The organism is Mycobacterium sp., from assembly GCF_032162105.1.
Classification (GTDB): Bacteria; Actinomycetota; Actinomycetes; order Mycobacteriales; family Mycobacteriaceae; genus Mycobacterium.
On record NZ_JAVRPS010000130.1, the window covers coordinates 1 to 10,413 of the forward strand.

Annotated in this window: 14 protein-coding genes; 7 read left to right on the forward strand and 7 right to left on the reverse strand. The window is 66.8% G+C overall.

Annotated elements, in window-relative coordinates; translation table 11 throughout:
* Positions 1-124 precede the first annotated feature (124 nt).
* The 4 genes from uraD (at position 125) to QOC69_RS06480 (ending at position 2,480) form a co-directional block, all read left to right on the forward strand.
* On the forward strand, positions 125-652 hold the full coding sequence (gene uraD, locus QOC69_RS06465) for a 2-oxo-4-hydroxy-4-carboxy-5-ureidoimidazoline decarboxylase (RefSeq protein WP_526437530.1): 528 nt from the start codon (positions 125-127) through the stop codon (positions 650-652).
* On the forward strand, positions 649-969 hold the full coding sequence (gene uraH, locus QOC69_RS06470) for a hydroxyisourate hydrolase (RefSeq protein WP_526437532.1): 321 nt from the start codon (positions 649-651) through the stop codon (positions 967-969). The genes uraD and uraH overlap by 4 nt, the downstream gene beginning before the upstream one ends.
* A gap of 3 nt (positions 970-972) precedes the next feature.
* Complete coding sequence (gene pucL / locus QOC69_RS06475) at positions 973-1,884, forward strand: factor-independent urate hydroxylase (protein ID WP_526437534.1); 912 nt, start codon at positions 973-975, stop codon at positions 1,882-1,884.
* 161 nt (positions 1,885-2,045) lie between these two features.
* Positions 2,046-2,480: an STAS domain-containing protein gene (locus QOC69_RS06480; RefSeq protein ID WP_526437536.1), complete on the forward strand. Its 435-nt coding sequence runs from the start codon at positions 2,046-2,048 to the stop codon at positions 2,478-2,480.
* Here the strand turns inward: QOC69_RS06480 and QOC69_RS06485 are convergent.
* From QOC69_RS06485 to QOC69_RS06510, 6 genes are all read right to left on the reverse strand, one after another.
* Positions 2,451-3,170 carry an RNA polymerase sigma factor SigF gene (locus tag QOC69_RS06485; protein WP_526437554.1) on the reverse strand — a complete coding sequence of 240 codons (720 nt, stop codon included), beginning with the start codon at positions 3,168-3,170 and terminating at the stop codon, positions 2,451-2,453. The genes QOC69_RS06480 and QOC69_RS06485 overlap by 30 nt on opposite strands.
* A gap of 62 nt (positions 3,171-3,232) precedes the next feature.
* Positions 3,233-3,628, reverse strand: coding sequence for an ATP-binding protein (locus QOC69_RS06490; RefSeq protein ID WP_526437538.1), 396 nt, complete (start codon positions 3,626-3,628; stop codon positions 3,233-3,235).
* Between the two features lie 102 nt (positions 3,629-3,730).
* Entirely contained in the window at positions 3,731-3,988 is a 258-nt protein-coding gene (locus tag QOC69_RS06495) for a Rho termination factor N-terminal domain-containing protein (protein WP_526437540.1), read from the reverse strand.
* 287 nt (positions 3,989-4,275) lie between these two features.
* Positions 4,276-4,980, reverse strand: coding sequence for an ANTAR domain-containing protein (locus QOC69_RS06500; RefSeq protein WP_526437542.1), 705 nt, complete (start codon positions 4,978-4,980; stop codon positions 4,276-4,278).
* A gap of 17 nt (positions 4,981-4,997) precedes the next feature.
* Positions 4,998-5,303: an ArsR/SmtB family transcription factor gene (locus tag QOC69_RS06505; RefSeq protein ID WP_526437556.1), complete on the reverse strand. Its 306-nt coding sequence runs from the start codon at positions 5,301-5,303 to the stop codon at positions 4,998-5,000.
* A gap of 17 nt (positions 5,304-5,320) precedes the next feature.
* Complete coding sequence (locus QOC69_RS06510; RefSeq protein ID WP_526437544.1) at positions 5,321-5,746, reverse strand: SRPBCC family protein; 426 nt, start codon at positions 5,744-5,746, stop codon at positions 5,321-5,323.
* A gap of 133 nt (positions 5,747-5,879) precedes the next feature.
* Between QOC69_RS06510 and QOC69_RS06515 the strand changes: the two genes are divergently transcribed.
* The gene (locus tag QOC69_RS06515) at positions 5,880-6,713 is read left to right on the forward strand and encodes an FAD binding domain-containing protein (RefSeq protein WP_526437546.1); all 834 of its coding nucleotides are present in this window, start codon (positions 5,880-5,882) and stop codon (positions 6,711-6,713) included.
* Positions 6,710-9,331 carry a molybdopterin-dependent oxidoreductase gene (locus tag QOC69_RS06520; RefSeq protein WP_526437548.1) on the forward strand — a complete coding sequence of 874 codons (2,622 nt, stop codon included), beginning with the start codon at positions 6,710-6,712 and terminating at the stop codon, positions 9,329-9,331. Before QOC69_RS06515 ends, QOC69_RS06520 begins: the two co-directional genes overlap by 4 nt.
* A 13-nt stretch (positions 9,332-9,344) precedes the next feature.
* On the opposite strand, the gene QOC69_RS06525 is transcribed toward QOC69_RS06520, so the two are convergent.
* Entirely contained in the window at positions 9,345-9,974 is a 630-nt protein-coding gene (locus QOC69_RS06525; RefSeq protein ID WP_526437550.1) for a TetR/AcrR family transcriptional regulator, read from the reverse strand.
* A 77-nt stretch (positions 9,975-10,051) separates the two neighbouring features.
* On the opposite strand from QOC69_RS06525, the gene acpM reads away from it, so the two are divergent.
* Entirely contained in the window at positions 10,052-10,354 is a 303-nt protein-coding gene (gene acpM / locus QOC69_RS06530; RefSeq protein WP_526437552.1) for a meromycolate extension acyl carrier protein AcpM, read from the forward strand.
* Positions 10,355-10,413 lie beyond the last annotated feature (59 nt).

Here is a 10,413-nt window from a genome sequence, read left to right on the forward strand (position 1 = left end):
GGCGTTCGCGCTGATCGAGATCGCCAAGATCGTCAACTACCGGTTCAGCGACCTCGTCGCCGACGCCAACCCCATCGCGGCCGCGCGGTTCAGCCGGTTCAGCGAGTTGCCATAGTTCACATCGATGACCACTCAACCCGCGCTCGGTCTCGACGCCTTCAATCGCAGCACCGAGCGCCAACGCATGCACCTGCTGTTCGGCGTGTGCTCGTCGCCGATCTGGGCCCGCCGCGTATTGGCCGGGGCGCCGTTCGCCGACGTCGACGCCCTGCTCGACCGCGCCGACCGGGTGCTCGCCGAACTGCCGGACGCCGAGATCGACGCCGCGCTTGACGGACATCCCCGCATCGGGGGCAAGGTCGACAACGCCTCGTCGGCCAGGGAGCAGGCAGGCATGACGGCGGCGAGCGACGACGTGCGCGCCGCGCTGGCCGTCGGCAACCGGGACTACGAGGACCGGTTCGGCTACGTCTACCTGGTGTGCGCCACCGGGTGCTCCGCCGACGAACTTCTGGCGATCCTCACCGACCGACTCGGCAACGATCCCGACACCGAACGCCGCGTCATGCGCAACGAACTGGCCAAGATCAACCGACTTCGCCTGAATCGGCTGCTGAGCGAGCCGCCCGGCGAGGCAAGATCGAGCACATGAGCCTCTCCACCCACGTCCTCGACGCCGTGTCCGGCCGACCCGCGACGGGTGTGCCCGTCACGCTGCTCGACGCGCGCGACGAGGTGCTTGTCAGCGCTGTCACCAACGACGACGGACGCATCGCGAAGCTCGGCGACGACCTCGGCGCCGGGGTGTTCCGGCTGCGCTTCGACACCGCGACGTACTTCGCCGCTCAGGGGATCACCGGGTTCTACCCTGAGATCGTCATCGCGTTCGAAATCACCGACGCCGCAGCCAAACATCACGTTCCGGTGCTGTTGGCGCCGTATGCGTATTCGACCTACCGAGGGAGCTGACACGTGTCGGGCATCATTCTGGGCAAGAATCAGTACGGCAAGGCCGAGAATCGCGTGGTGCGAATCTACCGCGACACGCCGCGGCACGAGATCCACGATGTGAACGTATCCACATGTCTACGTGGCGATTTCAGCGCTGCCCACCTGGCCGGCGACCAGTCCGAGGTGCTGCCCACCGACACCCAGAAGCAGACCGCATACGCCTATGCCAAGGAGAAGGGCCTGCTGTCGATCGAGGACTACGGGCTGGCCCTTGCGCGGCACTTCGTGCACGACGTCGAACCGGTTCTCGGCGCGCGCATCGAGATCGAGGAATACGCCTGGGAGCGTGCGATCGTCGACGGCGCCGAGCACGACCACACCTGGATGCGCAAGGGCCAGGAGGTGCGCACCGCCGCGATCACCGTCGACGGCACCGGCGAGTGGGTGATCGCCGGGCTCAAGGACCTGGTGATCCTCAAGTCGACGGGGTCGGAATTCGCCGGCTTCCTGACCGACCCGTACACCGTCCTGGAACCCACCCACGATCGCGTGATGGCGACGTCATTGGTGGCGCAGTGGCGGTATCACCGCACCGGCTCGGACTGGGACATAGCCTGGGAGGCGACGTATGTCGGCGTCAAAGCCCAACTGGTGAAACAGTTCGCGGTCGTCCAATCGCGCGCGCTGCAGCAGACGCTCTACGAAATGGGCAAGGCCGTGCTGGAGACCTATCCCCAGATCGCCGAGGTCAGATTGTCGGCGCCCAACAAGCACCACTTCGTCTACGACCTGTCCGCGTTCGGTCTGGAGAACCACAACGAGGTGTTCAACGCCGACGACCGGCCCTACGGCCTGATCCAGGCCACCGTCACCCGCGACGACGCGCCCGCGCCGGGGCCGGCCTGGGATCTGCAGCAGGGTTGGCTGGGCTGATTCATTAGATTCGTCTTAGTTAGCGTGTCGATGTATCTGGATCGGCGTACCGTTTCAGACAGGTTGGACAAACAGCCGATCAGAAGCGTCATCACACGGCTTTGAGACGCAGGGCCCATCGATTTCCTGGCGTGCACGACGTCTCACCTGATGGAGTCAGAGTGTCTTCGTTCGAATCCCACGATCCTGCCAAGTCCCAGTCCGTAACCATCTGCCACACAGCATATTTCGCTACGCGCTGGCTGCATCCGTCCATCCTCATCGTGTCCGCGAGCGGCGAGCTCGATGCGGCCAACGCACAGGAGTTCGCAGAGTACGCACTACACCACACCGACACGGTGAAGCGCCTACTGCTCGACCTCAGGGGCATCGAATTCTTCGGCACGGCAGGCTTTTCGGCACTGCACACCCTCAACGTGCGGTGCGCCGCGAGCGGATCCGACTGGGCGATGATGCCCAGCAAGGCGGTGACTCGGCTACTGGGAATCTGCGATCCGGACGCGACGCTTCCGGTGGCGCCCAGCATCGAGACCGCACTCGCCGTCATTCACGGTGAACCGCGTCCGCTACTGCAGCTGGTCCCGAAGACGCGCTAGCGACTTGGCCAACAGCCGGGACACGTGCATCTGAGAGATGCCCACCCGCTCGGCGATCTGCGTCTGCGTCATCGACTCGAAGAATCGCAGGACCAGCACCGTGCGCTCCCGCTCGGGCAGCGCTTCGAGCAGGGGCCGCAATGCCTCCCGGTTCTCGATCCGGTCCAGGTTTGTGTCGACGTCGCCCAGTGTGTCGGCGATCGCGGGCGCCTCATCGGTGCCGCTGCCGCCGTCGATCGACATGGTGTTGTAGGAGCTCCCGGCGATCAGACCCTCGACCACCTCGTCGCGATCCATCTCGAGCTCCGCGGCGAGTTCCGAGGGCGTGGGGGCGCGGCCCAGCCGCTGGGACAGATCGGCCGTCGCGGCACCCAGCCGAAGATGCAGTTCCTTCAGCCGGCGGGGCACCTTGACCGACCAGCTGTTGTCCCGGAAGTGCCTGCGGACCTCACCCATGATGGTCGGCACCGCGAACGACACGAAGTCCGATCCGGCGTCCACGTCGAACCGGATCACGGCGTTCACCAGGCCGACCCTGGCGACCTGCACGAGATCGTCGCGAGGCTCGCCGCGGCCGTCGAACCGCCGGGCGATGTGGTCGGCAAGGGGTAGGCACCGCTCGACGATGGCATCGCGCCGGCGGGTGATCTCGGGGGCGTCGTCGTCCAGCTCGCGAAGTTCGCGGAACATGTCGATGACGTCGGCGTATTCAGAGTTCGATCGTGACGACGAACCCCGATTGGACGAGGTCGTCACCGCAGCGAGCTCGCTCGTCTCGTCGTCATGGAGATGCCGAACACGGCGCCGTCATCGAGCGCCTCGCCGTTCTGGAACGTCTTCACATCGTCGGTCAACGAGCTCAGGACGTGCCAGCTGAAGCTGCCGGGCGCCATGATGTCGGGTGACGTGCAGGTGGTGGACGCGTCGATCACGACCTCGTTGTCCCGCGGACGGACGACGAGGATGAGCGTGGAGCCGGGAACGGCCGACCGGATCAAGCGGGTGCAGGCTTCGTCCACCGCCAGACGTAGATCGGCGACGGTGTCCATGTCGAGGTCTTCGAAGGTTCCCATCGCCGCGATCAGCGTGCGCAACACGGCAAGGTTGTCGAGCTTGGCCGCAACCCGAAACTCGACCTCGTTCTCCACGCGCCCTCCTGATGATGTCTGAGTGAGACTACCCTTGCAATTCCAGCTAACCACGGACGCCACGATCACCAGCGCTCATGATTCTGAGGCAACGGCGCCGCGTCACGAGTTCCGCAATTTGGAGATCAGCTTCGACTTGGTCAACCGCGAATAACCCGAAAGTCCGATCTCCTTGGCGCGGTTGCGCAGTTGCGGCACCGTCCAGTCGTCGTACGAGCCCGACTCACCGCCCTTGCGGCCGACCGCCGACGCGCCGCGGGCCGCCGCTGCGTTGGAGATCCTGGCCGCCTTCTGTTTGGATTCGCCCTGCCGACGCAGGTCCTCGTACATCTTCTCGTTCTTGATCGATGCTCCTGGCATGTGACGACCTCCTCGTGGAACTTCAGCCATGGGTGCCCGTACAGGTGCCGGTCGAAACCCGCTTGTTGGGAGCCGTTGTACCTGGTCGAACGCCCCCATCAATCGCATTGATCGACAACGTGATTCACACGACCTCTGTCGGGGGCGTTTGACGCCAGCGGAGCCGGGAAGCACTACGTCGCACGCAAGGAGGCCGAGGCCGAGGCCGCGCGCGCAGGTGCCACGGCCGCCGAGAAGCGACAGGAAGCGAACAGAACTGACAGCGCTGAATGCGGCCGCCGAGGACCTCAGGATCCGACGCGCAGATGTGCAGTCAGCAGCAACCGGTCGTATTCCGCCCGGGTGGGCAGGACCTCGTCGTAGGGGAGTTCGAGGAAGTCCTTCACGACCTGCTCGGCCAGCACCCGCAGTTTGACGTTGGCCTCCTGCGATCGCCACTTGAGCAGCTCGAACGCCGAGTCCGCGGTGATCCGATAGATCAGCATCAGCATGCCCTTGGCCTGTTCGATGTTGCCGCGGGCCTCGGCGATCTCGGCGACCGCTTCGGTGACGCGTTCCTCCCTGGCGTCGGTGACTGAAGGCGTGACGTCGACGTAATAGCCGTCGGAGCCGATCACGGTTTCCGACTCGTCGCGCATCTGCTGGCCGATCACGACCACGTGGTGGACCTCGCCGTGGGTGTCGACGATCCGATGGCGGGTGCTGAAGGCGCCGGCAGTACGCCGGATCTGTTGGATCGTGGCGGCGACCTGGCCGTAGTCGTCGGGGTGTTTGTGCGACAACACCAACGCGGTGGTGGGCTGCACCGAGTTCGGCTCGTAGCCGTGCATCCGTTCGACTTGCGGCGACCACTCCCACCGCTCGTCGGCGAAGTAGAAGCGGAACCAGCCGACGCGCTGCGGCGCGCCGCCGGCAAGCGCGTACTCGACCGACGGCAGCTCAGCGCCACCGTCGAGATCTCGCCCAGCGAAGTCGGCGAGTTCGTCCGTCATGGACAGAAGATTAACTCTCAATCCGTCAGTTCGGCGATGCGCTTGATGGCCTCGAGGCGCCGGTCCCAGCGTCTGCCGATCGCTTCGAGCTCATTTGCCAGCGCGCTGAGGCGCGCACCCAGCGCGCGGTACCGGATCTCACGTCCGGCACGGACCGACTCCACCAGGCCAGCGTCGGCCAACACGGTGAGGTGCTTGGCGATGGCCTGCCTGCTGACGGGCAGCCGGCCGGCCAACGCGCTGGCGGACAGGTCCGCGGCGCCGATCTCGGACAGGATGCGCCAGCGGGTCTCGTCGGCCAGCACCGAAAGCACCCCGGGCATCGTCGCGGTGTCGTCGGTCACCGGGATTCCAGGAACTCCACGAGTTCGCCCAGCTCGGCCAGCCAACCGCCGGTGTTGTCGTCGTGCGCGGACTGCGGGTCGGCGAGCTCGTCGAATCCGGTTTCGAGCAGGGTGAGCCGGGTGCCGTCCGCGGATTCGGTGAGGTCGAACCGCACGACGGTCGAGTTGCCCGGCACGGGGTCGACGCCCTGCTCCCTGGCCCACCGGTAGATCAGCGTCTTGGGCCGGTCGGCGTGTTCGACGACCACGCGGAAGGTGCCGTGGGCCGACCAGCCGAATGATCCGACGCCGCCTGGTGTCGGGTCGAACTCGCACGTGTCGCCGAACCACTGGGCGATCAGGTCGGGCTCGGTGAGCGCCGCCCACACCTTCTCGGCCGGCGCCTTGATGTCGATGCTGCGGGTGATGTCGAGCGTTGTCATGGTTGCCTCTCGGGTCGATGTGCAACTTTAGAATTGCACATGTTGACAGCCGAGCGCAACCCTGCAGTTGCACTTTCTCCGTTCGTGCCGCGTCGGACATGCGGTTGCGGCGGCGCTTGACTACCGTCGATCGGTGGATCTCAATACCATCGAGGCGGTCGTCACCCCCCGCCGCCGCGATGAGGTGTGGCCGCTAGGCCCCGACGATGCGGTGCTGGCCGGCGGAACGTGGCTGTTCTCCGAGCCGCAACCGCATCTGCGCCGCCTGGTGGACCTCACCGGTCTGCGCTGGCCACCGATTACCTTGAGCGACAATGAGATCGAGCTCAGCGCGACGTGCACACTGGCCGAGCTGTCGGCATTGTCGACCCAGCTGACACGGAGCAGGCCGGACTGGCGCGCGACCCCGCTGTTCCACCAGTGCTGCACGGCGCTGCTGGCGTCGTTCAAGATCTGGAGCACCGCGACGGTCGGCGGCAACATCTGCCTGTCGTTTCCCGCGGGCGCGATGATCTCGCTGGCCTCGGCCCTCGACGGCCAATTGGTGGTGTGGCGCGCCGACGGCAGCGACTATCGGCTGCCGGTCACGGATTTCGTCACCGGGAGTTCGGAGAACGTGCTGGCGGGCGGCGACGTGCTGCGCTCGATACATCTGCCGGCCAGGGCATTGCGAGCGCGTACGGCGTACCGCAAGCTGGCGCCGTCGCCGCTGGGCCGGTCCGGTGTCGTGGTGATCGGCCGCCGCGACACCGCACCCGACGGAGGCCGTTTCGTGCTGTCGGTGACGGCCGCCACCGTGCGCCCGTTCGTCTTCGAGTTCGCGTCCGTCCCCGGCCCCGACGAGCTCCTGGCAGCTCGCGACGGCATCCCCGCCGACCGCTGGACCGACGATCCGCACGGCGACCCCGACTGGCGCCGGGCCATGACCCTGCTGCTCGCCGAGCAAGTTCGGGCGGAGTTGTCGTGACGATCATCGTGAACGGTGAAGCGGTACCGGATGATCCGTGGCCGGGGCAATGCCTACGGACGTTCCTGCGCGAACACGGCCACCTCGACGTGAAGAAGGGCTGCGACGCGGGCGACTGCGGCGCCTGTTCGGTGTTGGTCGACGACTCCGTCGTGCATTCGTGCGTGTTCCCGGCGTTCCGCGCGGCCGGTCACACGGTCACCACCGTCGCGGGGCTCGGTACCCCCGACGACCTGCATCCGATGCAGCGCAGGTTCGTCGAGGCGGCGGGCTTCCAGTGCGGCTTCTGCACCGCGGGCATGGTCACCACCGCCTCGACGCTGTCCGAGGACCAACTCGCCGATCTGCCACAGCAATTGAAGGGCAACCTGTGCCGGTGCACGGGTTATCGGGCCATCACCGACGCGTTGGCCGGGCGGGCCAACACCGAGAAGTCCGGAGGGACGGCCGACGCGGGCCGCTCGATCGGCGCCCCGGCCGGTGTGCGGGTCGTCACCGGCACCGAGCAGTACACCATGGACCACCTGCCGGAGGGCCTGTTGCACATGGCCGTACTGCGCAGTCCGCTCCCCCACGCCCGGATCGTCTCGATCGACACCTCGGCCGCCGAACGGATGCCTGGCGTGCAGCTGGTCCTCACCCATCGCGACAGCCCGGCGGTGGCATTCTCGACCGCCCGCCACGAGAGCCGGCTCGACGACCCCGATGACACGTGCCTGCTCGACGACGTCGTGCGGTTCGTCGGCCAGCGGGTGGCCGCCGTCGTCGCCGACAGCCCGGCCATCGCGGACAACGCCTGCCGCGCGATCGTCGTCGAGTACCAGGCGCTTCCGGCGGTGTTCAACCCGGAGACGGCACAGTCACCGGGCGCACCGTTGGTGCACGGCGACAAGGGCGGGGACGCAGGCAGGGTCGCCCGCATCGCCGACGTGTCCCGCAACGTCGTCGCCGAACTGCACGGCGGGGTCGGCGACGTCGACCGAGGGGTGGCGGATGCCCGGGCCGGTGGCGGCGCGGTGGTGCGTGGGCGATGGAACACGCAGCGCATTCAGCACGCGCACCTGGAGACCCACGGCTGCACCGGATGGCGGGATGAGCGCGGCCGCTTGGTGATTCGCACCAGCTCGCAGGTGCCGTTCCTGGTCCGCGACGAGCTGTGCCACGTGTTCGGCCTTGACCGCTCCGAGGTCCACGTCTTCACCCGGCGGGTGGGCGGGGGCTTCGGCGGCAAGCAGGAGATGCTGACCGAGGACGTCGTCGCGCTGGCGGTGCTCCGGCTGGGCAGGCCGGTGCGCTACGAGTTCAGCCGGACCGACGAGTTCGTCGCGGCACCATGCCGTCACCCCTTCCGGGTCGACGCGACGGTGGCCGCGGGGGCGGACGGGGTACTGACCGCGCTGGCGGTCGACGTGCTGATGGACGCTGGCGCCTACGGAAACCACAGCCCTGGCGTGATGTTCCACGGCTGCAGCGAGTCGATCGCGGTGTACCGGTGCGCGAACAAACGTGTCGACGCCCAGGCCGTGTACACCAACAACCTTCCGTCGGGGGCGTTCCGCGGCTACGGCCTCGGGCAGGTCATCTACGCGGTGGAGGCCGCGCTGGACGAACTGGCGGAGCGGCTCGGCATCGACCCCTTCGACCTGAGGCGCCGCAACGTCGTGGTGCCCGGCGACGCGTTCACCGATTCGCATGTGGCCGACGACGACCTGACGTTCGGCAGCTACGGGCTCGACCAGTGCCTGGACCTGGCCGAGGACGCACTCGCTGCAGGCAACGGGGTGGCGGCGCCGGACGGTCCGCAGTGGCGGGTCGGCGAGGGCATGGCGATCGCGATGATCGCGACGATTCCGCCGCGCGGTCATTTCGCCGAGGCAGCCGTCTCGGCGGACGCCGACGGCCACTACACCCTGTCGGTCGGCACCGCCGAGTTCGGCAACGGCACGTCGACGGTGCACGCCCAACTCGTCGCCACGGCGTTGAACACCACGGTCGACAAGGTGCGCATTCACCAATCCGACACCGATGCAACGGGTTACGACACCGGTGCGTTCGGCTCGGCGGGCATCGTGGTGGCCGGGCTGGCGGTGCAGGCCGCGTGTCGGGATCTGCTGGCTCAGAAGGCGGCGGGCGGCACCGCACCGCTGCTCGGCCGGGGCCGTCACGACGGCACCCCGCGTTCGGTGGCGTTCAACGTGCACGCGGTTCGGGTCGCCGTCGATGTCGACACGGGCGAGGTGACCATCCTGCAGTCGGTGCAGGCCGCCGACGCCGGCGTGGTGCTGAACCCCGAGCAGTGCCGCGGGCAGGTCGAGGGTGGCGTTGCGCAGGCGATCGGCTCGGCGCTCTACGAGGAGATGCGGGTGAGCCCCGACGGTGTCGTGATCACCAAGGACCTTCGCAACTACCACATTCCGCAATTGGCCGACCTCCCGGTGACGGAGGTCTACTTCGCCGATACCTACGACGAGCTCGGGCCGCTTGGCGCGAAGTCGATGAGCGAGTCACCGTACAACCCGGTCGCTCCCGCGCTGGCCAACGCCATCGCCCGCGCGTGCGGTGCGCGGTTGCATCAGCTGCCGATGACACCGGCGCGGGTGTGGCGCGCGCTGCAGTAGCTTCTGGCACTGGCTATTTCGTGGGCGCCTTGAGTCCCTCAAGCGCGCAGAACAGGACCGTCTCGACATCGTGTGACGCCGTGTCGGGATCTGCGGCGTCGGTGATGTAGAGGACTGCGTTGTAGAACATGCTGAAGAAGAGCTCGACGGTGGCCTCAACCGGGACCGGGCGTGCATATCCGTTGGCCACGAAGCTCTCCAGCGTGGCACGCAGGAACGGCAGCGTCTGCTGCTCGTTGAGTTCGCGTACGCGGTCCCAGCCCAAGACGCTCACCACCTGACGGAGCAGTGCCCGGGCATCGTCGTCGGCGACATAGCTGTGCAGGAATAGTCGGATCGCGGTCTGCACCTTGTCCCATGGCTCTTCGGACTCGGTGGGCATGGCGGCGACGACCTTGGCCGTAACCGCTTCTTGGCTGGTCTTGAACAGTTCGGTGAAGATCGCCTGTTTGTCGCGGAAGTGGTGATACACCGCGCCCTTACTGGCCTGCGCCACCCTGGCGATCTCGTCGACGGACGTTGCGTCGAAGCCGTTGGTGACGAACAACGACTTGGCGGCGCCGAGCACCGCTTCACACGTCAGCGCGGCATATCTCTCGCGTCGCCTGACCTTGACGTCGCTCACCGTCGCGTCGATACTCATCGACCTATAGTCGTATACCGACTTACGGTCTGTCAACGACGGAGCGTCTACAGTCCCATCCAACAGGGAGGCTTCACGTGGCCATCACGCAAGACGAACTCATAGCCGGGATCGCCGAGATCATCGAGGAGGTGACGGGGATCGAACCATCCGAGGTCACGGTCGAGAAGTCCTTCGTCGACGACCTGGACATCGACTCGTTGTCGATGGTGGAGATCGCGGTGCAGACCGAGGACAAATACGGCGTGAAGATCCCAGACGAAGATCTTGCGGGCCTGCGCACGGTCGGTGACGTCGTTGCCTACCTTCAGCAGCTTGCGACGGACAACCCCGAAGCCGCCGAAGCGATCCGGGCCCAGTTCGATAAACGCGTCGAATGACACCTGTCGGTGCGGCCACCTAGGGTTCCGACCGTGTGGAAGCTCTACGGAATCCTCGG

Bases quoted from the DNA above. Each gene is read 5' to 3' on its own strand.
- QOC69_RS06500 (WP_526437542.1), bottom strand. From the start codon at position 4,980: ATGACGGACGAACTCGCCGACTTCGCTGGGCGAGATCTCGACGGTGGC.
- QOC69_RS06495 (WP_526437540.1), bottom strand. From the start codon at position 3,988: ATGCCAGGAGCATCGATCAAGAACGAGAAGATGTACGAGGACCTGCGT.
- QOC69_RS06485 (WP_526437554.1), bottom strand. From the start codon at position 3,170: ATGTTCCGCGAACTTCGCGAGCTGGACGACGACGCCCCCGAGATCACC.
- uraD (WP_526437530.1), top strand. From the start codon at position 125: ATGACCACTCAACCCGCGCTCGGTCTCGACGCCTTCAATCGCAGCACC.
- QOC69_RS06510 (WP_526437544.1), bottom strand. From the start codon at position 5,746: ATGACAACGCTCGACATCACCCGCAGCATCGACATCAAGGCGCCGGCC.
- QOC69_RS06525 (WP_526437550.1), bottom strand. From the start codon at position 9,974: ATGAGTATCGACGCGACGGTGAGCGACGTCAAGGTCAGGCGACGCGAG.
- uraH (WP_526437532.1), top strand. From the start codon at position 649: ATGAGCCTCTCCACCCACGTCCTCGACGCCGTGTCCGGCCGACCCGCG.
- QOC69_RS06505 (WP_526437556.1), bottom strand. From the start codon at position 5,303: ATGCCCGGGGTGCTTTCGGTGCTGGCCGACGAGACCCGCTGGCGCATC.